Here is a 26,009-nt window from a genome sequence, read left to right as displayed (position 1 = left end):
ATAGAAGTGACGCCGTTTTGGACGCTTGATCCTGATCAAGCCTAGGCCTGGGAGCAACTCGCCGGTCGGATGCCGAGTGGTCTTGCATTGCCCACCGAGCAAGCCTACGCTGTTGCAAGCTTTAGTAGAAAACAGCTTTGCTGCGGTAACGCGCCGCGCAGCTTGCGCTGCGAAATTCATTGGGAGCGGGACGTGCGCTCTATTCCAATTCCTCGGCTCAATGGGGCTTTTTGGACCATCGTCCTTCAACTGATGGCCTGCTTGCTTCCCGGCCTCACCTGGGCCGATGCTCCCGGCAAGCCGGCGTTGACGGTTATTCTCGCGCGCAATGAAATCCTCGCCGGCCAGACGATGGGCTTCAGCATATGGATCGAGAATGCGACCGAAGCCAGGATCATGGACGCGGGTCTTAGCTTGTTTGGTCCTCCTTCTTTGAAGATCGGAAGCCTCGGGCCAGACGGCACATGCGACGTGAAAGACACCATCGGTCTCGGCACCGTTGAGCCCGGTTCGACTTTGGTGCGCAGCAGAATGTGCCTCAAAGCCGATTCCAGCATCGCAGAGCGGGACGAGAACCTGGCGTTCAGTGTCAGTTATTCGCTCCAAAACGTGAAGGACAACAAAACGATCGCCGGCGCATCTGTTGCGGAAAAGAAGATGAGCATCGGTCTTTTCGGGACTGAGAGCGTGGGCGGTGTTTCGCTCCGCCTCGCGTCGTACGTCATTCCCGGCACGTTCTTCTTGATGATTTTGCGGCTATTCGCCCCCAAGGAGTCAAGAGTTGAACTGGGCGCGACCGAGTCCGTTACACTCAGCATCTTTATCTCGACTCTTTTGTTCCTTGGGACGGCGTACCTCATTCCTTCCTTGCAGCTGCATTTTGCGGGGATCGGATCGACTGTGAGCGCGATCGCGTTTCTCGCGCTGTGTGGCGCTGCAATTGTGCTTGGCGGAATCTTGGCTGCCGTCTTGCAAGGTATTTCGATGATCGGCGCCCGGGAGCGCAACGCGCGCATTGTCCAGGAAACCGACAGGGTCGGCCCGATCATTCAGAAAGCCGTGCGTGCGGCCGGGGGCAAGCTCGATCCGGTTATGATGATCGCGGATGGCAAGCAATATTTCGGCTCGCTTGTCGTGCCTGCAAGCAATGGCGGCAGGATTTTGCTCGGCTGGTTTCAGCTCAAGGCGCCTGATGCGAAGTGCCGATCGGAAATGAAAGAATGGTTCGATAAAGACGAGTTCATCAAACCCATTGATGCAGCAGCCCGATGGGGAGTCGAACCGACCATGTTCGACCCGATCAAGGAATCAAGAGCCGGCAATCTTGAGCCGACCGAATTTCTCTGGATGTACTTTGACGAAAAGGCAGCGCGGTTGCCGGCCGGGCGCGAGGATCTTGCACAAATGAAACCGCTCACCTTAACCTGAAGAGCCGGCCGGGACCGGCCTTGCGGCCGGTCCCAGGAGATCGCTGCCGCCTTGCTCGCCTGGTCGGTAAGCACTGGCGACATATTTGGGCAGTCGCCCAGCTGTACAGCTCGTTGAGAATAGCGCGCAAAGCGCGAGAAGACAATGGTTTGCGGATGACCGGCGAAGCGAGATGCCGGGGATGCTGCGCTTGTGAGGAAATCGATCTTGTGAGGAAATCGATAATGGCGCGCGCTGTCTATTGTGTTTTTGACGTTCACCTCTGGTCGCAGCCGTTCGTTGCGGCCGATTTTGATCCACGGGTTCACTTCCTTTGGTCCTCTCGTGATTATCGCGAGATGCGCAGCCAGGGGGCCAGGATCGAGCTCGCGAACCTTGTCCTTCTTCCACTGAATGATGAATTCGACCTGCGCCGGAATCACTTCTGGCCGCGCTATCAGGCGGTCGCTAGCAATATCCCGGGGACCATAACCTCGTTTGGAGATGCCTGCGATCTCGTGTGGCCTCTACGCTGCAGGCCCAAGAATCTCGACTTAACGCTGAACGAGGCCGTGTGGCACACGACGGGGAAAGTGCGGTCAACCATCTGGCTGTGGCCGTTCGGCTGGTCTTCCACGCTCGAGATCGACCTGCCTGCAGACGATGAATTTGACGGCCTGCTGGATATTGGAATCGCGTTGCGTGAGAAAGACCCGGCGCCTTTGCTCTTGAAGGGGAAGGCGGTCGGGGTATCAGGCGCGCTCGCTCATCTCTCCCAACTCGTCAGGCAGGATCTGTGCACGCCGGCCGCACAGGGAAAGGCGATGGAAACGACCCGCCTTCCGCGCTACGTAGTCTGCGCGCTTGAACTGTCGAAAGGATTTCAGATCCGTGAGAACATTCCTGTAGCGGATCAGATGCTGCTGATCGGGGCCGTGCGTGGACAGGAGCTCGACCTTGCCAAGTTTCTCAGCAATCGTCCGCTATTTACTCGGCTCGGCTACGGCAATTTTGCCGTTACAGATTTCGATGCGGGGACCGCAATCGTGCAGCGGCATTGGCAGGACCGGCCGGGCACAAAGCTCGAAAGCAATCATTGCTTCTACGTCAATACACGGAACTTTTTCTCGATTTTTCTGACACTTCACCGAATGATCGCCTACATCACCGTGAAATCAAAGGACGATGCAAGGGCGGTGGCGGCCGCATCGGTGCTTGCGTCGTTACCTATCGAGTACCAGAACAAGCTCTGCTCGGATTTCGCAGCCAACTACGCGCCGCTGCACGGTGTTCCTGTTGCCGGAAATAAGAGTCCTGCTGGGCCAGCTTCTTGAGGCAACCGTATGCAGTATCGATCCGCTGATCGTTCAGTGGATCGCAGGTTGAAGTGCAGGGACATACGAAGCGGTCTTGCGCGAGGTGCGCCGCCGGGTGCCGCGCTCACAGGTGCATCGCAGGCCTTGCGGCGCATGCGGCGGGCTCAACACGTCAATCGGCACCAGGTGCGCCTCGGAACACGTCCAAGACATCGTTCCACATTGCCGGCGTCATTTCCATCTCGTGGCGCACGTCAGGATAGAGCCTGAAGTGCGCGTCCAGCCCGGCAGCGTGGTACAGCTGCCGTGCGGGCCAACCAGCTTAACGACCGGCTCTGCGTCCTCGCCGCACGTGAAGCCAACCGTGCCATACAGACGCGTGCGGCTGTCAGGGCTGTTGCCGAAGGAGGGGAAGATCTCGCCGCACACGCTGCGCCACACGGCGGCGACGTGGCTCATGCAGCGGCACGCTATCCGGGGCAGGTCTCAGGCCTTCTCGGAATGTCGGTCAAGGTGCTGCTCGACACCTTCGGCCATCATCATCCCGGACTGCATGCGCGAGGCCGCGGCCGCGATTACCTCGAGGGATCGCAAGCAGAACGTATCGGTGGTCGAAACGGTGGTTCACCTCGAAAAACACTTGGCGCGTGAGCCGTAAACTCTTGAGCTCATTGGTGGGCCCGGCAGGACTCGAACCTGCAACCAGACCGTTATGAGCGGTCGGCTCTAACCATTGAGCTACAGGCCCCGCGACGCTGAGGTCTTGCCGGCGGCGGGCAGGAGCGGGCCTGTCCGGCGCGGCGTCGGAACCCCAACGACGGCTCGGGCTCCGTTTACAGCCTGGCCAGCCATCCGGCAATGCCGCTGCCCGATTGTTTTGGCGCGCTTCCGTCGACGCCGGTCCGTCCCGGCGCGCCGCGACGCTAGTCCACCGAAACCCCGGCGAATTCCACCACCTTGCGCCACTTCTCGGTCTCGTCGACGACCAGCTTGCCGAACTCCGCCGGTGTCATCGCGCGCGGGATGCCGCCGGTCTCGGTGAGACGCGCCACCAGCTTGGGGTCCTTCAGCGCCTCGCCGACCGCCTTGTTGAGGATCTCGACGATGTCGGGCGGCGTGCCCTTGGGCGCCGAGATGCCGTAGAAGCCGACCGATTCGTAGCCCGGCACGGTCTCGGCGATCGCGGGCACGTCCGGCACCGTCGGCCAGCGCTGCGGCGAGGTGACGCCGAGCGCGCGGACGCTGCCGCCGCGCGACTGTTCCAGCGCCGTCGGGAGGTTGTCGAAAATCAACTGCACCTTGTTGGAGATGATGTCGGGAAAGGCCAGCGCCGAGCCGCGATAGGGCACGTGCAGCATGTCGCATTTGGTCATCGCCTTGAACAGCTCGGCCGCCATGTGCACCGAGGTGCCGTTGCCGGAGGACGCGAAGGCGATCTTGCCCGGGTTGGCCTTGCAGTAGTCGATGAACTCCTTGACGGTCTTGGCCGGTACGTCGTTGCTCACCACCAGCATGTTGGTGAGCTGCATGATGCTGGCGACCGGCACGGTGTCACGGATGAAGTCATAGGGCAGCTTCTTGTAGAGCGAGGTGCTGATCGCGTTGTTGGGCGCGACGAACAGCAGCGTATAGCCGTCGGGCGGCGAGTTGATCGCGGCGGCGGCCGCGATGTTGCCGCCCGAGCCGGTGCGGTTCTCGACCACGACCTGCTGGCCCAGGTGGTCGGACAGCCACTGCGCCATGATGCGGGCGACGATGTCGACGGGCCCGCCGGGGGCGAAGCCGATCAGCCAGCGGATGGGACGGTCCGGATAGGCGGCGAGCGCCGGTCCCGGTTTGGCGGCGAGTCCCGCCGCGACGATCAACCCGAACAGCAGCGCGCGCGCCAGCTTCATGCTCGTCTTCCCCCATTGATTGTTGTCGTTCAGCTCGCATGCGGCGGCCCGGTCGCCCCGGCCGCCGATCGTTCAGTGCGCCGTCACTTCTTGATCAGCGGGCACGCCGGATCCGGCGGGCCGAACGCGTCATCGCCTTTGATGGTCGCGAGGATCTTGTAGTAGTCCCAGGGATATTTGCTCTCCTCCGGCGATTTGACCTGCGCCAGCACGAGATCATGCACCATCAGATTGTCGGCTCGCAGCTTGCCGTTGCGGGCGAAGAAGTCCTCGACCGGCGTGTCCCGCATCTTCGCGGCGACCGCGAGGGGATCGTCGCTGCCCGCCGCCTTGATGGCGTTGAGATAGTGCATGACGGCGGAGTAGACGCCGGCCTGCCACATCGTCGGCATCCGGTTCATCTTGGCGAAATAGCGCTTCGACCATTCGCGCGTCTTGTCGTCCATGTCCCAGTAGAACGAGGTGGTGAGCAGGAGCCCCTGCGCCGCCGGCAGGCCGAGCGAATGGATGTCGGTGACCAGCGCGAGCAGCGCCGCCATCTGCTGGCCTCCCTTGAGCAGGCCGAACTCGGATGCGGTCTTGATCTCGTTCATGTTGTTGGGCGGGCCGGCGGCGATGCCGATGATCTTGGCCTTGGAGGCCTGCGCCTGCAGGATGAAGGACGACAGATCGGGCGTCGCGAATGGCGGCCGCACCGCGCCCACGACCTTGCCGCCATTGGCGGTGACGACGCTGGAGGCGTCGCGCTCCAGCGAATGGCCGAAGGCGTAGTCGTCGGTGATGAAGAACCAGCTGTCGCCGCCGCGCTTGACGACCTCCTTCGCCGTGCCGGTGGCGAGTGCGCGGGTGTCGAACACCCATTGCATCGCGTAGGGCGAGCAGAACTTGCCGTGAAAATCGGCGGCACCGGTCGACTGGGTGATGAACAGCTTCTTCTTCTCGGTGGCGATGGTCTGCACGGCGAGGCCCACCGCGGAGACCGGCACGTCGACGATGAGATCGACCTGCTCGGTGTCGTACCAGCGGCGCGCGATCGCGGCGCCGATGTCGGGCTTGAGCTGATGATCGCCGACGATGACGCTGATCGGCTTGTCCAGCACCTTGCCGCCGAAATCATCGACCGCCATCTGCGCCGCGGTGACGGAGCCTTGTCCGGTCGGCGTCGAGGCCGGGCCGTTCATGTCGCTGAGCACGCCGATCTTGACGACGTTGTCGGAGATCTCGGCCTGCGCGGCGGTCGTGACCAGCAGCGCGGCTGCGGCCCACGCCGCCCGCTTCAAACAGCTGAGTTGCAATCAGTCCTCCACCGGTAGCGGCGTGACGCCGTTGTTTGTTCCGGCTCTGCCGGCCGGTCCGCCTATCTGCAATCAATCCAGGGCGGCCGTCAATCATGCCGGACGGCGGAGCGGTGGAGCGATCCCGTGCGCTGCAATGCCGCAAGCAGTGAGGTCGTCGCGCACGCGCGCAGGATTCTCGGCCGTTCAGGCCTTGGCGGTCTTTTGCTCCTCGTGCGCAGCCTCCCACACCTCGCGCGCGGCGTCCGCATTCATGAGCGCGATACCGACCCCCACGATCAGGTCGGGCCAGATCGAGGGCCACACAAAGGCGGTCACGAGACCGACCGCGATGATCGCGATGTTGGCGAAGGCGTCGTTGCGTGCGGACAGGAAGGCGGCGCGGGTGAGGCTGCCCTGGTGGTCCCTGACCCGCGCCAGGATCAACGCGCAGCCGAGATTGACGATCAGCGCGCCGAGGCCGGTCACGGTGAGCGGCAGCGGTGCGGGTACGATCGGCGTGAAGAACTTCTCGCCGGCGGTCCACAGTCCGGCGACCGCCGGCGCCAGCAGGATCAGCGCCAGCACCTTGCCGAGTAGCGCCCGCCGCGGGGCGCTCCAGCGCAGCGCCAGCGCAATCAGGATGTTGACCGAGGCGTCCTCCAGAAAGTCGACGCTGTCGGCGAACAGCGACACCGAGCCGATCGCCAGCGCCACGGCGAACTCGATGCCGAAATATCCGAGATTGAGCGCGGCAACGGCAAGCACGGCGCGGCGAACGATGGTTGTCGCGTCCATCAGGCGTCCTCAATCCTCGAGAGCTGCGAGCCGCTCCGCCTCGGCGAGGTCGACTGCGGTATTGGCATTGAAGAACGGATCCAGCGGCACCGTCGGCCAGCTCACGATCGCGACCTTGTAGCGCGCCGTGAAGCGGGTGACCTTCCGGATGTCCTCCGCGACCAGGGCGTGCCGGAGATCCTCGCGCAGCCCGACCGGCCACAGTCCGATCACCGGGTGGATCTGTCCGCCGGACGCCGCCAACGCCAGCTTGGCCTGCTCGGCCGCCTGCGCTGTTGCCAGCCGCGCGACGAGATCACGCGGCAGGAATGGGCAGTCGCCGGCGGCGCTCAGCATCCACCGGGCCTCCGGCATGTGCGCCGCAACCCAGTCGAGGCCGGCGAGAATGCCGGCGAGCGGGCCCGGGAAGCCTGCGACGCCATCCGGCACGACGGGCAGACCGTTGCCTGCGAACCGCGCGGGGTCGCCATTGGCGTTGAGGATCAGCCGGCTGCACTGCGGCGCCAGCCGCGCGATCGCGCGCTCGAGGATGGTGCGGCCGTCGACCATGCGCAACGGCTTGTCGCCGCCGCCCATCCGCTGCGCGCGACCGCCGGCGAGCAGCACGCCGGGGATCGAAGTCGAGGTCATGGCTGTCATCGCGGGTTCGTTACCACGACTGCTGCCAGGGCGTCAGCGTTGCGCCGCGCGCGATCCACCATTTGCGCCTGCCCGGCGGCCATGCCGGCATGGCCCTCCCCACGGGCCCTTGCCTGGTCCATGGGGCTGCTGGCATGACATCGCCAAGCGTGGACGTGGCGTTCCACGGGGCCTTCGGGCCATCGATCGATCCCGCGCTCCTGGCTGTGCGAAAAACGCCGGGGCCTTTCTGGAGACCGCGATGAAAGTCATCGGCCTCGCCGGCTGGAGCGGCGCCGGCAAGACCACGCTGCTGACGCGGCTGATTCCTCATCTCAGGGGGCAGGGAGTGCGCGTCTCGGTGATCAAGCACGCCCATCACAAGTTCGACGTCGACGTCCCGGGTAAGGATTCGTGGCGGCATCGCGAGGCCGGGGCCGAGGAGGTCCTCGTCGCGTCGGGCACGCGCTGGGCGCTGATGCACGAGCTGCGCGGAGCAAGGGAGCCCGCACTCGCGGAGCTTCTGGCGAAATTGTCTCCCGTCGATCTGGTCGTCATCGAAGGGTACAAGGCCGGGCCGCATCGCCGTATCGAGGTGCATCGCGCGGCCAATGGCAAGCCGCTGCTGTTTCCCGACGATCCAGGCATTGTCGGGCTCGCCAGCGACGGCGATGTCGAGACGGCGCTGCCGCGCGTTCATCTCGACGACATTCCGGCGATCGCGGCGCTCGTCCTACATCTGGCGACGCCGCGGGCGGACGTTCTCGCGCTGTGCGACAAACCTGGTGTTCCGTGATGGAGCTCGCGCGAGCTCGCACCTGTATCTTCTGGCATCCCAGGAACCCGGCTCCGAGTTCCATAGGAGGCTGCCGCCCCGGTTGACGTCCCGGAACCGCTTCTCCATGGTCGCGCGCATGATGATGACGAGGCTGGATCTGACGGGCCTGAAGTGCCCATTGCCGGTGCTGAAGACCCGGAAGGCGCTGCAGACGCTCAAGGCGGGAGAGCGGCTCGAAGTGTGCTGTACCGACCCGCTTGCCGTGATCGACATCCCGAATCTGGTGCGGGAGACCGGAGATCGGGTCGAGAGCGTCGATCGCACCGAGCACGGCATTCTGTTTCGGATCGAGAAGGCCGCGGAACCGGCCGGATCCGTGCGGCGGTGAACATCCTCTGCTGCGGGCTGCTCGAACTACGTAGTTCGCGCGCTGTCTTGGTCGGACTGTCAAGAGATTGCGCTGCTTCCTATCGTCGCAGCGGCGCCAACCCGAGCTCACAACAATGCCGCGTTCTCAGTCCAGGCTTGCGACGCTGTTGCAAGGCAAGGACAAGTTGTTCCTTCTTCACGTTTCCGCGAGCGCGCGCATGCGGCTATGAGCGTGTCCGTCGCTGACGGTCGGTACATCTCATTAGTTGATTTCATCAGGGATGGTCGTGACGCGTCGAGAAAGTAATCGAGAGCAACATGACTACAGCCGGGAGTGGCGGTCGCGTTGGTTGCACGTGAATTTGTGTGTGTGTTAGCAACACATTCGCGCTGCAGTGCGATCAATCCACCAAGATTGACCGATTATTACCATTTTACTATCGACAATTTGCCTCGGTTCTGCACCAATTGGGGCGCTTTCCGCGGAGGTTGCGGGAGACGAGTCATGCCCGCTGGGGAGCGGGCCAGGCAGACCAGCGGCACAAGAATGGTGAGGGCATAACGTCTCGGGTGGGGTGTTATGCGCATCGAGGCAGTGATGAGCGTTTGTGCGTTGCAAGACTGCTCTGGTACGCGATAGCGGGCGGGGTGAGTGGGCGTATTGATTCTGATCAAGGGGACAGAACATGACGTTGTTGCGTTGGACGAGAGTCCGTAGGGGAGGGATGCATGGCTACCATTGAAAGCGCGGGCACGCTCCCGGGCGCGCAGGCGGGGATCTTCGATCGTGAGCACACGGTCGCCAAGGCGGGGTTCAACCGCTGGCTGGTTCCTCCGGCTGCGCTGTGCATCCATCTCTGCATCGGCATGGCCTATGGCTTCTCGGTGTTCTGGCTGCCGTTGTCGCGCGCGATCGGCGTGACCAAGACCCAGGCCTGCCCGGACATGACCCTGGTGCAGGAGCTGTTCACGACGAGCTGCGACTGGAAGGTCGCGAGCCTCGGCTGGATGTACACCCTGTTCTTCGTGCTGCTGGGCGGCTCCGCTGCCGTCTGGGGCGGCTGGCTCGAGCGGGCCGGACCGCGCAAGGCGGGTGCCGTCGCAGCCTGCTGCTGGGGCGGTGGCCTCTTGATCGCGGCGCTCGGCATCTATGTTCACCAGCTCTGGATGATGTGGCTCGGTGCCGGCGTCATCGGCGGCATCGGCCTCGGCCTCGGCTACATCTCGCCGGTGTCGACCCTGGTGAAATGGTTCCCGGACCGGCGCGGCATGGCGACCGGCATGGCCATCATGGGCTTCGGCGGCGGCGCGATGATCGGTGCTCCGCTCGCCAACCTGCTGATGAACTACTTCAAGACCCCGACCTCGGTGGGTGTCTGGGAGACTTTCGTCACGATGGGCGTGATCTACTTCGTCTTCATGATGATCGGTGCCTTTGCCTATCGCGTCGCTCCGGTCGGCTGGCAGCCCGAAGGCTGGACGCCGCCGGCGGTCAAGAAGGCGATGATCTCGGAGCACCATGTGCACCTCGACAACGCGCACAAGACTCCGCAGTTCTGGCTGGTCTGGTGGGTGCTCTGCTTGAACGTGTCGGCCGGTATCGGCGTGATCGGCATGGCCTCGCCGATGCTGCAGGAGATCTTCGCCGGCAAGCTGATCGGTCTGCCCGACGTCAGCTTCAACCAGCTCGACGCCGGCCAGAAGGCCGCGATCGCGGGCATCGCGGCAGGCTTTGCCGGCCTGTTGTCGTTGTTCAACATCGGCGGCCGCTTCTTCTGGGCGTCGCTGTCGGACCACATCGGCCGCAAGAACACCTATTACTGCTTCTTCCTGATCGGCATCGTGCTCTATGCGCTGGCGCCGACCTTCGCAGCGATGGGTTCGAAGCTGTTGTTCGTGGCGGCCTTCGCCATCATCCTCTCGATGTATGGCGGCGGCTTCGCGACGGTGCCTGCCTATCTGGCCGACCTGTTCGGCACCCAGTTCGTGGGCGCCATCCACGGCCGTCTGCTGACGGCCTGGGCGACGGCCGGCATCATCGGTCCGGTGGTCGTCAACTACATCCGCGAGTTCCAGCTTGCCGCCGGCGTGCCGCGCGACCAGCTGTACAACACGACGATGTATATTCTCTGCGCCATGCTGCTCGCCGGCCTGATCTGCAACTTCTTGATCAAGCCCGTCGATGACAAGTGGAACATGAGCGCGGACGAAGTCGCGAAGTACCAGGCGGAGCTCGCCAAGAACGAGTCGGCGATCCAGCACGGGTCGTTCGGCATCGGCAAGGGCGGTCTCGACGTCAAGGCCGCCCTGTTCTGGGCCTTCGTCGGCGTGCCGCTGGCATGGGGTGTCTGGAAGACGTTGGAAAGCGCGGTCAAGATCTTCTGACCGATCGACGATGAGACAAGCGGGGCGGCCGGATCGGCCGCTCCTTTTTTTGCGGCGCAGGGGCTTGGTTTCCGGACGACTGAATCAGCGCCATCGCCGCGCAAAAGAGCGCGGTGTAGCCGATCATCTCGTCCCAATGGTTCAGGCCTGCGGCGAACACGCCCTCGCGGCGCAGCACCGCAAGCATGGCACACAGGATCATGGTCATCCAGAGCAGGGCGGCGAGGCTGCGACCGAAGCCGATGCGGCCGAACGTGGCGAACAGGATGAGGATTGCTAGTCGCAGCACAAATCGCAGCAGGACCCTGGCCGCCGGAAGCTCAGCGGGCCTGTCGGTGGGGATGAGCATCGCGCAGGTAATACCGGCTCAGAAGTTGTCGCAGCAGAGCAGGTCGGCAAGCCCGGGTTCGGCCTGGACGCCGCGCCTTGCGTCAGTCTGCGAGACGCCGGGCTCGAGACGGCGGGCCTCGGCGGCTGCGTGGAGAATGGCGAGGGCGAGATCGGCGTGGCGGGCTTCGACGCAATGATCGAGCCAGTCCGGCAATTCGCGCTGTTGCGACAATGCGCAGTGCCATTCGCCGTCATCATAGGCGATGCGCCGGAGCTGCCATCGTGGCAATTGCAGCGCGGCCAGCTCCAGCGCGGCATCGATCCGCGCGTCGGTCTCCAGCAATCGTGCGATCCGCAGCCGGCGTCGCCCTCGCGCCGACAACGGTGAGACGCCCTCGTCTTCGCCAAGCAGGGCCGTCAGCATCGCCGTCGTGGTCTGCGCGAGTTGTACCCGCTCGGGCACATCCGGTCGTGTCGTCAAGGCAGCCATGCCGGCCTCCCGTCGTCAGTGAGCGATGGCCCGATGGGCCTTGATCGGCAATGTGGTCGACGGCGGCGTAGGAATGCGAGAGGGGCGAAGGCGGGAAGAAATAGCCGGCGCATAAAGACGCCGCGGCGGCATGGCCGGTTCATATGCGGCTGCGGCCGCGCGGTTCTGCCGGGGGGCGCGAGAACGCCGCGGTCTTTATGAGTTTCCTATAACTCTGTCGGCAGTGCTGTCTCGAAAACCTATGAGGCCGGATGCCATCTGTCCGCCATGGAACGGACCGTGGCCGCACCGGCGCTCCCGGCCGCTCCAAGCGTTGCGCGTCTTTCGCGCGCATGAGGAGCACACCATGCTGGACATCCTGATGCTGGCGCTGGCCGCCGGCTTGTTCGCCCTGGCGATCGGCTACACCTACGCCTGCGAGCGGCTCTAGGAGACGAGCCATGATCTTCGACTATTCGCTCGCCGGCGCGGTATCGCTCGGCCTTCTGATCTACCTCACCTACGCGCTGTTGCGGCCCGAGCGGTTCTGACCGCCACCGTCGCACCTTCAAGGACAACATCCCCATGACTGTGATCGGCTGGATCCAGATCCTGCTCTACTGCGCCGTCATCGTCGCGCTTGCCAAGCCGCTCGGCTGGTACATGACGCGCGTCTTCAATGGCGAGCGCACCTTCCTGTCGCCGGTGCTGCGGCCGGTCGAGTCCGCAATCTACTGGATCGGCGGCGTCGACGAGCGCCGCGAGCAGCATTGGCTGACCTACACGGTCGCGATGCTGCTGTTCCATGTCGGCGGCTTCCTGATCATCTACGGCGTGATGCGGCTGCAGGCCGTGCTGCCGTTCAATCCCGCGGGACAGTCTGCGGTCGCCGAGGATCTCTCCTTCAACACCGCGATCAGCTTCCTGACCAACACCAATTGGCAGAACTACGGCGGCGAGAGCACGCTCTCCTATCTCGTGCAGATGCTCGGGCTCACGCACCAGAACTTCCTGTCGGCCGCGACCGGCATCGTGCTCGCGATCGCGCTGATCCGCGGCTTCTCACGCGCCTCGGCGCGGACCGTCGGCAATTTCTGGGTCGACGTCGTCAGATGCACGCTCTATGTGCTGCTGCCGCTCTGCATCGTCTACACGCTGTTCCTGGTCTGGCAGGGCATCCCGCAGACGCTCGGGCCCTATGTCGAGGCCACGACGCTGGAAGGGGCGAAGCAGACCATCGCGGTCGGCCCGGTGGCTTCGCAGGTCGCGATCAAAATGCTCGGCACCAATGGCGGCGGCTTCTTCAATGCCAACGCCGCGCATCCGTTCGAGAACCCGAACGCGCTGTCGAACTTCATCCAGATGCTCTCGATCTTCGCGCTCGGTGCCGCGCTGACCAACGTGTTCGGCCGCATGGTCGGCAACCAGCGCCAGGGCTGGGCGCTCCTCGCCGTGATGGGCGTCCTGTTCATCGCCGGCGTCGCCATCACCTACTGGGCCGAGGCCAACGGTACGACCACGTTGAACGCGCTCGGACTGACGGGCGGCAACATGGAAGGCAAGGAGGTCCGCTTCGGCATCGTCGCGTCGTCACTGTTCGCCGTGATCACGACGGCCGCCTCCTGCGGCGCGGTCAATGCCATGCATGACAGCTTCACCGCGCTGGGCGGCATGATCCCGCTGATCAACATGCAGCTCGGCGAGATCATCATAGGCGGCGTCGGCGCCGGGCTCTACGGCATACTGCTGTTCGTCGTGCTCGCGATCTTCGTCGCCGGCCTGATGGTCGGGCGCACGCCGGAATATGTCGGCAAGAAGATCGAGGCGCGCGAGGTCAAGATGGCGATGCTGGCAATCCTGGTGCTGCCGCTGATGTATCTCGGCTGGACCGCGGTCGCGGTGGTGCTGCCGTCGGCCGTCGCGTCGATGGCCAATGCCGGTCCGCACGGCTTCACCGAGGTGCTCTACGCCTACACTTCCGCGACCGCCAACAACGGCTCGGCATTCGCAGGACTCACGGGCAACACCTTCTTCTACAACCTCACGCTCGCGTCCTCGATGTTCGTCGGCCGCTTCTTCATGATCATTCCGGCGATGGCGATCGCGGGCTCGCTCGCCGGGAAGAAGTCGATCCCGCCCTCGGCCGGCACGTTCCCGACCACGGGCGGCCTGTTCGTCGGCCTCGTGGTCGGCGTCATCCTGATCATCGGCGGCCTCACCTTCTTCCCGGCTCTCGCCCTCGGTCCGATCGTCGAGCATCTCGCGATGGCCGCCGGCACCGTGTTTTGATCTCGGAGCAACCTCCATGGACACCATGAAACTGCAGAAGCGCTCGTCGATGTCGACGATGCTCGACCCGAAGATCGTGCTGCCGGCCATCAAGGCCGCGGTTGTCAAGCTCGACCCGCGGCTGATGATCAGAAATCCGGTGATGTTCGTGGTCGAGGTCGTCGCCGCGCTGACCACGGTGATCTTCCTGCGCGACGTCGTGACCGGCGGAGCGGATCTCGGCTTCACCTTCCAGATCATTCTCTGGCTGTGGTTCACCGTGCTGTTCGCCAATTTCGCCGAAGCCGTCGCCGAAGGCCGCGGCAAGGCGCAGGCGGATTCGCTGCGCAAGACGCGCACCGAGAGCCAGGCCAAGCTGCTGACGGGCACGAACCCGGCCGATCACACCTACAAGCTCGTGCCCGGCACCAGCCTGAAGGTCGGCGATCTCGTGCTGGTCGAGGCCGGCGACACCATCCCTTCCGACGGCGAGGTGATCGAGGGCGTCGCCTCGGTCAACGAGGCTGCCATCACCGGCGAATCCGCGCCCGTCATCCGCGAATCCGGCGGCGACCGCTCGGCGGTGACCGGCGGCACGCAGGTGCTGTCGGACTGGATCCGCGTCAGGATCACGGCCGCGCAAGGCTCGACCTTCATCGACCGCATGATCAAGCTGGTCGAGGGCGCGGAGCGGCAGAAGACGCCGAACGAGATCGCGCTCAACATCCTGCTCGCCGGCCTCACCATCATCTTCGTGTTCGCGACGGTGACGATCCCGAGCTACGCGGCCTATGCCGGCGGCTCGATCTCGGTGGTGGTGCTGGTGGCGCTGTTCGTGACCTTGATCCCGACCACGATCGGCGCGCTGCTGTCGGCGATCGGCATCGCTGGCATGGACCGCCTGGTGCGCTTCAACGTGCTGGCGATGTCGGGCCGCGCGGTCGAGGCCGCTGGCGACGTCGATACGCTCCTGCTCGACAAGACCGGCACCATCACGCTCGGCAATCGCCAGGCGACTGCATTCCGTCCCGTCAAGGGCGTGAGCGAGCAGGAGCTCGCCGACGCGGCGCAGCTCGCATCGCTCGCCGACGAGACACCGGAGGGCCGCTCGATCGTGGTGCTCGCGAAGGACAAATACGGCATCCGCGGCCGCGACATGGCCGAGCTCGGCGCCACCTTCGTGCCGTTCACGGCGCAGACCCGCATGAGCGGCGTCGATGCCGGCGGCTCCTCGGTGCGCAAGGGTGCGGTCGACGCCATCCTCAACTCCATCGGCGGCGGCCCCACCCAGCCCGTCTCCGGCAACACGGTGCGCGCGGTTCAGCCGGTCGAGAGCGAGCTTGTCCGCGAGATCCGTGCAATCTCCGACGACATCGCCAAATCCGGCGGCACGCCGCTCGCGGTCGCCAGGGACGGGCGCCTGCTCGGCGTCGTCCAGCTCAAGGACATCGTCAAGGGCGGCATCCGCGAACGCTTCGCCGAGCTGCGCCGGATGGGCATCCGCACCATCATGATCACCGGCGACAACCCGATGACCGCGGCGGCGATCGCCGCCGAAGCCGGCGTCGATGATTTCCTGGCGCAGGCGACGCCTGAGGACAAGCTCAAGCTGATCCGCGACGAGCAGGCCAAGGGCAAGCTGGTGGCGATGTGCGGCGACGGCACCAACGATGCGCCCGCGCTGGCGCAGGCCGATGTCGGCGTTGCCATGAACACCGGCACGCAGGCCGCGCGCGAAGCCGGCAACATGGTCGATCTCGACTCCAACCCGACCAAACTGATCGAGGTGGTCGAGATCGGCAAGCAGCTCTTGATGACGCGCGGCGCGCTGACGACGTTCTCGATCGCCAACGACGTCGCCAAATATTTCGCGATCATCCCGGCGATGTTCCTGGCGTTCTACCCGCAGCTCAACGTGCTGAACGTCATGAACCTGGCGAGCCCGCAGAGCGCGATCCTGTCGGCGATCATCTTCAACGCGCTCGTCATCATCGCGCTGATCCCGCTGGCGCTGAAGGGCGTCGCCTACCGCGCCATCGGCGCCGGCGCGCTGCTCGGCCGTAACCTGATGATCTACGGGCTGGGCGGCATCATCATCCCCTTCATCGGCATCAAGGCGATCGACCTGATCGTGACCGCCTTGCATCTGGCTTAAAGCCCCAACCGCCGTCATTGCGAGCGAAGCGAAGCAATCCAGGACTGTCTCGGGCCACGCGACTCTGGATTGCTTCGTCGCTTCGCTCCTCGCAATGACGGGAGAGACACAGGAGATTCCCATGCTCAAAGAAATCCGTCCCGCCATCTTGGTCCTGGTCGCGCTGACCCTGATTACCGGGCTGCTCTACCCGCTCGCCATGACCGTCGTCGCCGGCACCATCTTTCCGGCGCAGGCCGAGGGCAGCCTGATCACGCGCAACGGCAAGGTGATCGGATCGGCGCTGATCGGTCAGGAGTTCAAGGACGACAAATATTTCCACGGCCGTCCGTCGGCGACCTCGGCCGCCGATCCGAACGACTCCACCAAGACGGTTTCTGCGCCCTACAACGCCGCCAACTCGTCCGGCTCCAATCTCGGCCCGACCAGCAAGGCGCTGGCCGACCGCGTCAAGGAGGACGTCGACAAGCTGAAGGCGGAGAATCCCGCGCAGGCCGTGCCGGTCGATCTGGTGACGACCTCGGCGAGCGGGCTCGATCCGGACATCTCTCCGGAGGCGGCGCTGTTCCAGGTGCCGCGGGTGGCCAAGGCACGCGGCTTGCCGGAGGCGAGCGTCCAGGCCGTGATCGCCCGGCAGACCCAGGGCCGTCTGCTCGGACTGCTCGGCGAACCCCGCGTTAACGTGCTTGCGCTCAACCTGGCACTCGATGCTGCCAAACCGCAATGACGCCCTGAAGGTCTTGGCCTTGAAGGTCTTGGCCTTGGCGCCGAGGTCCCTCCGTCTATAATGCCGCATGGCCAGTCAACGCCGCGATCCTGACCAACGTCCCTCGCCGGAGGCCCTGCTCGAAGCGGCCCGGCGGGAGGACAGTCCTGCCGGCAAGCTCAAGATCTTCGTCGGCGCCGCCCCCGGCGTCGGCAAGACCTATGAGATGCTGTCGAGCGCGCATGCCAAGCTGAGGGCCGGCGTCGACGTCGTGATCGGCTTCGTCGAGACGCATGGCCGCGCCGAAACCGAGGCGCTGGTGCGCGGCCTGGAGGTCGTCCCGCGCAAACGTATTTCCTACAAGGACCAGATCGTCGAGGAGATGGATCTGGATGCCGTGATCGCGCGCCGCCCCAAGCTCGCGATCGTCGACGAGCTCGCGCATACCAATGCGGCGGGCAGCCGCCACCCCAAGCGCTATCTCGACGTCGAGGAGCTGCTGTCGCACGGCATCGACGTCTACACGGCGGTCAACGTCCAGCACATCGAGAGCCTCAACGACGTCGTCGCCCAGATCACCCATGTGCGCGTGCGCGAGACCGTCCCGGACTCGGTCCTCGACCGCGCCGACGCCATCGAACTGATCGACCTCACGCCCGACGATCTGATCCAGCGACTGAAGGAGGGCAAGGTTTATGTGCCCAAGCAGGCAGAGCGGGCGCTGGAGCATTATTTCTCGCCCGGCAACCTGACCGCGCTGCGCGAGCTCGCGCTGCGCCGGACGGCCGAGCGCGTCGACGAGCAACTACTCACCCACATGCAGGCCAATGCCATCGCCGGCCCCTGGGCAGCCGGCGAGCGCATCCTCGTCTGCGTGTCGGAGGACCCGCGAGCGACAGGGCTGGTGCGCTACACCAAGCGGCTCGCCGACCGCGTCCACGCGCCGTGGACCGCCGTTACCATCGAGACCCGGCGCAACCTGCAGCTCACGGACAAGCAGCGCGACCGGCTCGCCGATACGCTGCGGCTGGCCGAGACTCTCGGCGGCGAGGCGCTGACGATTCCGGGCGTCGGCCGGCGTATCGCGGATGACCTCATCAACTTCGCGCAGGCCAACAACGTCACCCAGATCATCATCGGCAAGTCGAGCCGCTCGCGCCTGTTCGAGATCATCAGGGGCTCCGTGGTCCACGACCTCGTCAGGGGCGCCGGCAACATCAGCATCCACGTCATCGCCGGCGAGGAGGCGCCGGACACCACGAGCAGCTCGGTGCAGACGCGAGCGCGCAGCGAGCCGCTGCAGCCGAAGCCCTATCTGAAGGCGCTGCTGATCACGGCTGTCGGCCTTGGCCTCGCCGAGCTGATCCAGCCCGTCTTCGGCATCGAGAACGTCGATCTGGTGTTCCTCACGGCCGTGGTCGGCGTCGCCGCACGCTACGGCCTGTGGCCGTCACTGCTGGCGAGCCTCGCCGCCTCGCTCTGCTACAACTTCTTCTTCCTGCCGCCGCTGTATACGTTCACGATCACCGATCCGACCAACATCGGCGCGTTCTTCTTCTTCATGTTGATCGCGATCCTGGTGTCCAACGTCGCCGCGCGCGTTCGCGTTCAGGCTGACGCCGCCACCCACCGCGTCCGGACCACCGAGCAGCTCTATGCCTTCAGCCGCAAGCTTGCGGGCACCGCGACCCTCGATGACGTGCTGTGGGCCACGGCCTATCAGGCGGCGTTGATGCTGAAGGTACGGGTCGTGCTGCTGCTGCCGCAGGACGGCAAGCTCACGGTCATGACCGGCTACCCGCCGGAGGATCAGCTCGACGACGCCGACCTCGCCGCCGCGAGCTGGGCCTGGAGCAACGACCGCGCCGCCGGCCGCGGCTCCGACACGCTGCCGGGCGCCAAGCGGCTGTTCCTGCCGATGCGCACCGGGCGCGGCTCGATCGGCGTCATCGGCATTGATGACGATCGCACCGGGCCGCTGCTGACGCCGGACCAGCGCCGGCTGCTCGATGCCCTGGTCGACCAGGGCGCGCTCGCGATCGAGCGCGTGCTGCTGGTCGAAGACATGGACAAGGTCAAGCGCACCATGGAGCAGGACCGGCTGCGCTCGGCGCTGCTCACCTCGATCTCGCACGATCTGAAGACGCCACTCGCCTCCGTGCTCGGCGCGGCCTCGACGATGCGCGATCTCGCGGCCCGGCTGTCCGACAAGGAGAAGCTCGACCTGCTCGCCACCGTCATCGACGAATCCGAACGGCTCAACCGCTTCATCGCCAATCTCCTGGACATGACCAGGCTGGAATCGGGCGCAATCGTGCCGAACGCCGCGCGCCACGACGTCGGCGAGATCGTCGGCAGCGCGCTGCGGCGCGCGAGCAAGATCCTCGCCGGTCATCATGTCTCGCTCGAGCTGGCCCCCGATCTGCCGATGGTCGAGGTCGACGCGGTGCTGTTCGAGCAGGTGCTGTTCAATCTGCTCGACAACGCCGCCAAATATGCGCCTCCCGAGACCTCGATCGCGATCCGCGCGGCCCGCGACAACAACTGGGTCATGCTCGAGATCCGTGACGAAGGCGACGGCATTCCCGCCGCGGAGGTCGAGCACGTGTTCGACAAGTTCTATCGCGTGCAGAAGGGCGACCAGGTGCGGCCCGGCACCGGTCTGGGGCTCGCGATCTCGCGCGGCTTCATCGAGGCGATGCATGGCCGCATCTTCGCCGGCAACCGCACCGATCGGCCCGGCGCGGTCCTCACCATCCGCCTGCCCGTGCCGGCGCAGGCCAGACCGCTGGATACGGCCGCATGACCGGCGCTCCGATCAAGGTGCTCGTGATCGACGACGAGCCGCCGATCCGCAAGCTGCTGCGGATGGGCCTGACCACGCAGGGCTACGAGATTCTCGAAGCCTCGAACGGCAGGATCGCGCTGGAGCTGTTGGGCCAGGAGCCGGCGCTGATCATTCTCGACCTTGGCCTGCCCGACGTCGGCGGGCTCGAGCTGCTGCGAACCATCCGTGGCCGCAACGAGGCCGTGCCGGTCGTGGTGCTGTCCAGCCGCGGCGACGAGGCGGGCAAGGTCCAGGCGCTCGATCTCGGCGCCGACGACTACATCACCAAGCCGTTCGGCATGGATGAGCTGCTGGCGCGGCTGCGCGCGGCGTTGCGGCATCAGTTGCAGGTGCAGGGCGAGCGTCCGGTGTTCCGCACCGGCGATCTCTCCGTCGATCTGGTGCGCCGCATCGTCAAGGTCGGCGAGCGCGAGATCAAGCTGTCGCCCAAGGAGTACGATCTGCTCCGCGTCCTGGTGCAGCACGCCGGCAAGGTGCTGACGCACCGCTTCCTGCTCAAGGAGCTGTGGGACGAATTGACCGACGCGCAATATCTGCGCGTCTATGTGCGTCAGCTGCGGCAGAAGATCGAGGCCGATCCCGAGCGCCCGCAATTCGTATTGACCGAGACCGGCATCGGCTATCGGCTGCGCGCGCCGGACTGAGCTTTGGCCGTATCGGCCGACTGGTCCTGTGTGTCAGGGGCGTTGGCATCGCCATTCGATGGGCGAGCTTGCGTGTCCCGCGGGCGGCATCAGCTCGTTTCGTTATATTTTCGAGCAATTTTGACCAGCCGGTCATCTCGCGCTGCGGCACAGTACGTCCGCAGGCGCCCGTTCTCTGGATCAACGGATGATCGAGACCGCGGTCGTGCCACCTCATCGGCGCAGCTGATCGTGCGTTTGCATGCACGACGGTGTAAACACGGGACGTGCCATGTCTCGGCTTGTCAGAACACGATCTGAATTTGGGGGGGCGAGGCTGCCGACTGCGGCGCAGAGATTGTCATCGGCGATACTGGGAAGAGCATCATGCCCGAAATTCATCTCAATCAAGGTCAGCCCGACGCGTTGCGGTGCCGCTTTGGCATGAAGGCCGGCCTATGTCCCGGTGAGGGGTTCTGCGCGTTCGATCTTTCAGCCTGCAGGGACTGTTCGAGATCGCAGCACAAGATCCAGACCTTGACGGGTTCGGAAGACCCGATGAGATCAAAGATATTGCACACCTGGATTTCGTTTGCCGTTCGTCCATCGACGTCGTTCTTGGCTCCCATCAGTGAGGTCGGTCATGGAAGAATACATTCATCTGCAGAACCTCATCCTGTTCAGGAAACGTCTCGCTGAATTCAACGATGAGTCCAAGCGGACGGTGCTCCTGAAATTGCTGACTGAGGAAGAGGCCAGGGACGCATCATTCGGACCGTCGCCTTGTCCAGTTGCGCCTCATGCGGCGGATCAGAACGTCTGATTGGCTTCTCGGTCTATCCGTCATCGAAACGATGAGCGCGAAGCTGCATTGGAATCTCGATGTATCGACGGGCTTCGATTCCCGCGATCGTGAAAGCATGGGTGGAGGTACGCGGCATCAGCTTGCGCTTTGGAACTTTCGTCTCGCCGACGCGGTTTACGTGTCGCAATCGGGAGGATGTTCATGGCACGACAATACTCGCGCAAGGCATCGGCCAAGGTCGGCCGGGCCATGAAGAAGCGCAAGGCCGGCACGCTGCGCAGCGGCGGTTCCGGTCGCAAGGTCAAGAGCCGCAAGCAGGCCATCGCGATCGGCCTGTCGGAGGCGCGCCGCGAAGGCAAGAAGGTGCCCGCGAAAAAGAGCGCGAGGGCCTCAGCGAAGAAGACGGCCAAGAAGGCGAGCAAGAAGAGCACGAAGAAGACTACCAAGAAAACGACGAAGAAGAAGTCGAAGAAGAGCTGACGAGGCGATCATTCGGGCTACGATCATCGCGCACGCCATGACCCGCAGCCGTCGTAAAATTCTCCGCTGTCGTCCCGGCGAACGCCGGGACCCATAACCCCAGGGAGATGTTATTGCGCGGGATGTGGGACAAGTCTTACAACACCCGCCGCGGAGTATGGGTCCCGGCGTTCGCCGGGACGACGGCGGTGGGTGTGGAGGCCGCTTGCGCCACGCAGGCAGCTGCTGGCTTTCACCCTGCCTTCCTCTGCCGCGCCGCCGACCGATGCGCCTTCTTCGCCGGGCGTCGATGCGTGCGCGTCCGCCGCGACGCCGCACGCGCTGTCTTTTTTCGGCTCTTGCCGTTCAGGCTCTGCTTCAGCGCATCCATCAGGCTGACGACGTTGTCGGGCCGCTCCGCCGGCTCTGGCAGCTTGATCGGCTTGCCCGAGGCCTTGCGCTTCACCAGCGCCTTCAGCGCGGTCTCGTACTGATCCTTGAACTCCGAGGGGTCGAAATGGGCTGCCTTGGTCTGCAAGATGTGGCCGGCCAGCTCGACCATGTCCTTGCTGATCTTCGGCGCCTTGATGTCGTCGAAGAACTCGGCTTCGTCGCGCAGCTCATAGGGAAAGCGCAGCGTGGTGCCGAGCATGCCCTTGCCCATCGGCTCGATGGCGATGACGTGCTCACGGTTGGTCAGCACGATCCGCGCCAGCGCCACGCGCTCCTGGTCCTTCATGGCGTCGCGGATAACCGCGAAGGCGTCGAGCGCCGCCTTGCCGTCGGGGGCGATGTAGTAGGGGTGGTTGAGATAGCGCTGGTCGATCTCGTCGCGCGGCACGAAGCTGTCGATGTCGATCGTATGGTTGCTCTCGATCTGGACCGCCTCGAGCTCCTCCGGCTCGATCTCGACATACTGTCCCTTGGCGAGTTCATAGCCGCGGCCCTTCTGGTCGCCCTCGACGATGTCGCCGGTCTCGGCGTCCACCATCTGCTGCTTGAGCCGGTTGCCGGTCTCGCGGTTGATCAGATGGAAGCGCGTCTTCTCGACCGACGTCGACGCCGGATAGAGCACGACGGGGCAGCTGACGAGCGAGAGTTTGAGCGAGCCTTTCCAGTAGGCGCGGGGGGCCATCGTGGTCTCCTTGGACAATCCGGACGAGGCTGCAACGGGCAAGCATCGGTGTGGGTTCCATGGGCCCGGCGAAGGTCGCTTCGGGAAAAAATAATTCGCTTGACGACTTCGTAAAATCAGCATTATGGTCCGACCCGTTCCGTTGCGTCGGAGGGGACGTATCGCGGTCGTCACGGACGTCGGCAGCGGAATGCGATGGGTGTGCCGGGTTGCAGCGTGATTCAGTCGCGCCGACGAACAATCCGGCATGCACGGTCAAGTCGCACGGTCCTGATACCCCGATGCTGGTATCCAGCGCAATGCGCGCAGGCGCATTGTCGCGACACGGTGGCCAACAAGCCCGGCGCACCGGGGAGAACGCGAAGCAGCCGTTAAAGCCGTCGCGCAGGGAGGGCCGGGATGTCTCGGCTGCACCTGTGGTACCTGCCGCCTGCATTTCTTTCTGCAGGCGGGCCATGGGGGCGGCGAGCTCCCGGCCTTCCCTGCGCCCTCTCGACTGGCAGAGGGCGGACGCCAGCACAGCCTGGGCCCTCCATGAGCCGCGGGAACGCGGAACTTTGCCCGAAGTTATCCTGCCGATGCGGCCGGTTCCACGAGTTCGCCGGCTTTGCTACGCTACCACTCAACGCGAGGGATCACCGTGGCGCTCGGGAAGCTTTCCACCTATCGCAAGAAGCGCGATTTCGACAAGACGGCGGAGCCGTCCGGCGACGCCAAGGTCGCGCGTACGGCGCGGCCGCGCTTCGTCATCCAGAAGCATGATGCAACGCGCCTGCACTACGACCTGCGGCTCGAATTCGACGGCGTCTTCAAGTCGTGGGCCGTCACCAAGGGGCCGTCGCTCGATCCGCACGACAAGCGGCTGGCGGTCGAGGTCGAGGATCATCCGCTCGACTACGGCGATTTCGAAGGTACGATCCCGGAAGGCGAGTATGGCGGCGGCACCGTCATGCTGTGGGACCGCGGCTATTGGGACAGCGAGGACCCGGAGCGCGGGTTCAAGAAGGGCGATCTCAAATTCACTCTCGAGGGCGAAAAGCTGCATGGCAGCTGGGTGCTGGTGCGGATGCGCCATGATCGCACCGGCGGCAAGCGGACCAATTGGCTGCTGATCAAGCATCGCGACGAGTTTGCCCGGGAAGGCGAGGCCAACGATATCCTGGATGCCGACAAGTCGGTCGCCTCGGGCCGCACGATGGAGCAGATCGCGGCCGGCAAGGGCAAGGCGCCGAAGCCGTTCATGCTCGCCAAGACGCAGCGCATGAACGCGGATGCGGTGTGGCACTCCAACCGCAGTGACAGCGAAACCAAGCCGACTACGAAGGCCTCATCGCCGAAAGCGAGGGCCGCGAAGGCAAACGGCACCAAGGCCCGCGTTGCGCCGAAGACGGTATCGTCGCTGCCCGATTTCGTGCCGCCCGAGCTTTGCACGTCGGTCGCGCAACCGCCGAGCGGCGAGGGCTGGGGGCATGAGATCAAGTTCGACGGCTACCGCGTGCAGATCAGGGTCGAGGGCGGCGAGGCAACCCTGAAGACCCGCAAGGGCCTGGACTGGACCGCCAAGTTCGGCGCGATTGCGGAGGAGGCTGCGAAGCTGCCGGACGCGATCATCGACGGCGAGATCGTCGCGCTCGACAAGGACGGCAATCCGAACTTCTCCGCCCTGCAGGCGGCGATCTCGGCGGGTGAAACCGACGAGCTGATCTTCTTCGCCTTCGACCTGATGTTCGCCGAGGAGTTCGACCTGCGCCGCCAGCCTTTGCGCGAGCGCAAGGCACGGCTGGCGAAGCTGCTGAAGGCGCATATCAAGGGCAAGACACCGCGGATCCGCTACGTCGAGCATTTCGAGAGCGACGGCGAAGCCGTGCTGGAGTCGGCGCGCAAGCTGAACCTCGAAGGCATCGTCTCGAAGAAGTTGGACTCGGCCTATCATTCGGGACGGACGGAGAGCTGGACCAAAGCCAAGACCAGGCCCGGCCACGAGGTCGTCATCGGCGGCTGGAAGACGACCAACGGCAAATTCCGATCGTTGATGGTCGGCGTCAACAAGGACGATCATCTCGCTTATGTCGGGATCGTCGGCACCGGCTTCGGCCAGGACACGGTGAAGGCGATCATGCCGGCGCTGAAGGCGGCGGCATCCGACAAGAGCCCGTTCAGCGGCAAGAACGCGCCGCGTAAGACGCGTGACGTGCATTGGCTCAAGCCCGAGCTGGTCGCCGAGATCGAGTTTGCCGGCTTCACCGGCGACGGCAATGTCAGGCAGGCCTCGTTCAAGGGACTGCGCGAGGACAAGCCAGCCCGCGAGGTCGTTGCCGAGGCGCCGGTGGTGACGACGAAGGTTGCCAGGCCGGTGGCGCGGGCCGCCGCGAGCGTCGCGACCGTCGGCACCACGCTGCACAAGACGCCGTCACGCACGAAGGGCTCGGCGACCGTGATGGGCGTTGCAATCTCCAAGCCCGACAAGGCGCTGTGGCCGGACGCCGGCGACGGCGAGCCCGTCACCAAGCTTGATCTTGCGACCTATCTGGAAGCCGTCGGCAACTGGATGATCGGGCATCTGAGGGGGCGGCCGTGCTCGATCGTGCGTGCGCCTGATGGCATCGGTGGCGAAAAATTCTTCCAGCGGCACGGCATGCAGGGCATGTCGGACCTGCTGGAGCTGGTCAAGGTCTCGGGCGACCGCAAACCGTATCTGCAGATCGACCGCGTCGAGGGATTGATCGCGGTGGCCCAGGTCGCCGCCGTCGAGCTGCATCCATGGAATTGCGCGCCGGACGCCTATGACGTCCCGGGTCGGCTGGTGTTCGATCTCGATCCGGCGCCGAACGTCGCGTTCGAGGAGGTGATCGCGGCCGCCAAGGAGATGCGCCAGCGCTTGAAGAGCCTCGGACTCGAGAGCTTCTGCAAGACCACGGGCGGCAAGGGTCTGCATGTGGTGACGCCGTTGCTGCACGGCGCGCGCGACAAGGTGAGCTGGCCCGAAGCGAAGGCGTTTGCACAGGGCGTGTGCCAATGGATGGCGAACGACCGCCCGGAGCAGTACCTGCTCAACATGTCGAAGAAGCTGCGCAAGGGGAAGATCTTCCTCGACTATCTGCGCAACGACCGGATGTCGACGGCGGTCGCCGTGCTGTCGCCGCGCGCTCGCGAAGGCGCCACCGTGTCGATGCCGCTGACCTGGGCGCAGGTGAAGAACGGGCTCGAACCCGAGCGGTACACGGTCCGAACCGCGCCGGCGCTCTTGCCCAAGACCAAGGCGTGGGAGGGCTATGACGACGCGGCCGGAGCGATCAAGCCGGCGATGAGGAAGCTCGCGAACGAAGTGTAAGGGATACGATGCGGGGGCGCAATCAAGGCCAGGCCGACGT

At 64.7% G+C, this 26,009-nt stretch carries 22 protein-coding genes and 1 tRNA gene; 15 read left to right on the top strand and 8 right to left on the bottom strand.

Annotated elements, in window-relative coordinates; genetic code table 11:
• Positions 1-87 precede the first annotated feature (87 nt).
• The 3 genes from QW861_RS13890 (at position 88) to QW861_RS13880 (ending at position 3,374) form a co-directional block, all read left to right on the top strand.
• A complete protein-coding gene (locus QW861_RS13890; protein WP_315729400.1) occupies positions 88-1,428 on the top strand; it encodes a hypothetical protein in 1,341 nt (446 codons plus the stop codon).
• A 224-nt stretch (positions 1,429-1,652) separates the two neighbouring features.
• Entirely contained in the window at positions 1,653-2,741 is a 1,089-nt protein-coding gene (locus tag QW861_RS13885; RefSeq protein ID WP_316172502.1) for a hypothetical protein, read from the top strand.
• Between the two features lie 288 nt (positions 2,742-3,029).
• Positions 3,030-3,374 carry a hypothetical protein gene (locus QW861_RS13880; RefSeq protein ID WP_316172501.1) on the top strand — a complete coding sequence of 115 codons (345 nt, stop codon included), beginning with the start codon at positions 3,030-3,032 and terminating at the stop codon, positions 3,372-3,374.
• A 21-nt stretch (positions 3,375-3,395) separates the two neighbouring features.
• Here QW861_RS13880 and QW861_RS13875 read toward each other — a convergent pair.
• The 5 genes from QW861_RS13875 to mobA all read right to left on the bottom strand — a co-directional run bounded on the left by QW861_RS13875 (position 3,396) and on the right by mobA (position 7,329).
• Positions 3,396-3,471, bottom strand: a tRNA-Ile gene (locus tag QW861_RS13875).
• A gap of 175 nt (positions 3,472-3,646) precedes the next feature.
• Positions 3,647-4,618 (bottom strand): tripartite tricarboxylate transporter substrate binding protein, encoded by a 972-nt coding sequence (locus QW861_RS13870; RefSeq protein WP_315750189.1) that lies wholly within the window; start codon positions 4,616-4,618, stop codon positions 3,647-3,649.
• A gap of 83 nt (positions 4,619-4,701) precedes the next feature.
• Positions 4,702-5,913, bottom strand: a complete 1,212-nt coding sequence (locus QW861_RS13865; protein ID WP_315828332.1) for an ABC transporter substrate-binding protein — start codon at positions 5,911-5,913, stop codon at positions 4,702-4,704.
• 186 nt (positions 5,914-6,099) lie between these two features.
• Positions 6,100-6,690, bottom strand: coding sequence for a cation transporter (locus QW861_RS13860; RefSeq protein WP_315717976.1), 591 nt, complete (start codon positions 6,688-6,690; stop codon positions 6,100-6,102).
• Between the two features lie 9 nt (positions 6,691-6,699).
• Positions 6,700-7,329, bottom strand: coding sequence for a molybdenum cofactor guanylyltransferase MobA (mobA, locus tag QW861_RS13855; RefSeq protein WP_316193169.1), 630 nt, complete (start codon positions 7,327-7,329; stop codon positions 6,700-6,702).
• A 241-nt stretch (positions 7,330-7,570) separates the two neighbouring features.
• Between mobA and mobB the strand changes: the two genes are divergently transcribed.
• From mobB to QW861_RS13840, 3 genes are all read left to right on the top strand, one after another.
• Positions 7,571-8,104: a molybdopterin-guanine dinucleotide biosynthesis protein B gene (gene mobB / locus QW861_RS13850; protein ID WP_316169186.1), complete on the top strand. Its 534-nt coding sequence runs from the start codon at positions 7,571-7,573 to the stop codon at positions 8,102-8,104.
• A gap of 106 nt (positions 8,105-8,210) precedes the next feature.
• Positions 8,211-8,474 carry a sulfurtransferase TusA family protein gene (locus QW861_RS13845; RefSeq protein ID WP_409999286.1) on the top strand — a complete coding sequence of 88 codons (264 nt, stop codon included), beginning with the start codon at positions 8,211-8,213 and terminating at the stop codon, positions 8,472-8,474.
• A gap of 710 nt (positions 8,475-9,184) precedes the next feature.
• Entirely contained in the window at positions 9,185-10,840 is a 1,656-nt protein-coding gene (locus tag QW861_RS13840) for an OFA family MFS transporter (protein WP_315828329.1), read from the top strand.
• Here the strand turns inward: QW861_RS13840 and QW861_RS13835 are convergent.
• Together QW861_RS13835 and QW861_RS13830 are read right to left on the bottom strand one after the other, a co-directional pair.
• Complete coding sequence (locus QW861_RS13835; protein WP_316193168.1) at positions 10,827-11,189, bottom strand: hypothetical protein; 363 nt, start codon at positions 11,187-11,189, stop codon at positions 10,827-10,829. The genes QW861_RS13840 and QW861_RS13835 overlap by 14 nt on opposite strands.
• Before the next feature lie 18 nt (positions 11,190-11,207).
• A complete protein-coding gene (locus QW861_RS13830; protein WP_315828327.1) occupies positions 11,208-11,660 on the bottom strand; it encodes a hypothetical protein in 453 nt (150 codons plus the stop codon).
• A gap of 440 nt (positions 11,661-12,100) precedes the next feature.
• Between QW861_RS13830 and QW861_RS13825 the strand changes: the two genes are divergently transcribed.
• The 8 genes from QW861_RS13825 to QW861_RS13790 all read left to right on the top strand — a co-directional run bounded on the left by QW861_RS13825 (position 12,101) and on the right by QW861_RS13790 (position 21,524).
• Positions 12,101-12,190: a K(+)-transporting ATPase subunit F gene (locus QW861_RS13825; RefSeq protein ID WP_042340291.1), complete on the top strand. Its 90-nt coding sequence runs from the start codon at positions 12,101-12,103 to the stop codon at positions 12,188-12,190.
• A 34-nt stretch (positions 12,191-12,224) separates the two neighbouring features.
• On the top strand, positions 12,225-13,928 hold the full coding sequence (kdpA, locus tag QW861_RS13820; RefSeq protein WP_316191928.1) for a potassium-transporting ATPase subunit KdpA: 1,704 nt from the start codon (positions 12,225-12,227) through the stop codon (positions 13,926-13,928).
• A gap of 16 nt (positions 13,929-13,944) precedes the next feature.
• Complete coding sequence (kdpB, locus tag QW861_RS13815) at positions 13,945-16,062, top strand: potassium-transporting ATPase subunit KdpB (protein WP_316193167.1); 2,118 nt, start codon at positions 13,945-13,947, stop codon at positions 16,060-16,062.
• Between the two features lie 121 nt (positions 16,063-16,183).
• The gene (locus QW861_RS13810; RefSeq protein WP_315750193.1) at positions 16,184-16,789 is read left to right on the top strand and encodes a K(+)-transporting ATPase subunit C; all 606 of its coding nucleotides are present in this window, start codon (positions 16,184-16,186) and stop codon (positions 16,787-16,789) included.
• Positions 16,790-16,856: 67 nt separating this feature from the next.
• Positions 16,857-19,574: a sensor histidine kinase KdpD gene (locus QW861_RS13805; protein WP_316166613.1), complete on the top strand. Its 2,718-nt coding sequence runs from the start codon at positions 16,857-16,859 to the stop codon at positions 19,572-19,574.
• Positions 19,571-20,260: a response regulator transcription factor gene (locus QW861_RS13800; RefSeq protein ID WP_316193166.1), complete on the top strand. Its 690-nt coding sequence runs from the start codon at positions 19,571-19,573 to the stop codon at positions 20,258-20,260. Before QW861_RS13805 ends, QW861_RS13800 begins: the two co-directional genes overlap by 4 nt.
• Before the next feature lie 622 nt (positions 20,261-20,882).
• Positions 20,883-21,062, top strand: a complete 180-nt coding sequence (locus QW861_RS13795; RefSeq protein WP_315717991.1) for a hypothetical protein — start codon at positions 20,883-20,885, stop codon at positions 21,060-21,062.
• Positions 21,063-21,245: 183 nt separating this feature from the next.
• Positions 21,246-21,524, top strand: coding sequence for a DUF6496 domain-containing protein (locus tag QW861_RS13790; protein WP_315750196.1), 279 nt, complete (start codon positions 21,246-21,248; stop codon positions 21,522-21,524).
• A 232-nt stretch (positions 21,525-21,756) separates the two neighbouring features.
• Here QW861_RS13790 and QW861_RS13785 read toward each other — a convergent pair whose 3' ends face one another.
• Positions 21,757-22,638, bottom strand: a complete 882-nt coding sequence (locus QW861_RS13785) for a Ku protein (protein WP_315717994.1) — start codon at positions 22,636-22,638, stop codon at positions 21,757-21,759.
• 640 nt (positions 22,639-23,278) lie between these two features.
• Here QW861_RS13785 and ligD point away from each other — a divergent pair.
• Complete coding sequence (ligD, locus tag QW861_RS13780) at positions 23,279-25,969, top strand: DNA ligase D (protein ID WP_316172482.1); 2,691 nt, start codon at positions 23,279-23,281, stop codon at positions 25,967-25,969.
• Positions 25,970-26,009: the final 40 nt, after the last annotated feature.

The organism is Bradyrhizobium sp. SZCCHNRI1029, assembly GCF_032487555.1.
GTDB lineage: Bacteria > Pseudomonadota > Alphaproteobacteria > Rhizobiales > Xanthobacteraceae > Bradyrhizobium.
The sequence above is the reverse complement of the archived record's forward strand: the minus strand, read 5'-3'. Positions and strand labels throughout refer to the sequence as shown.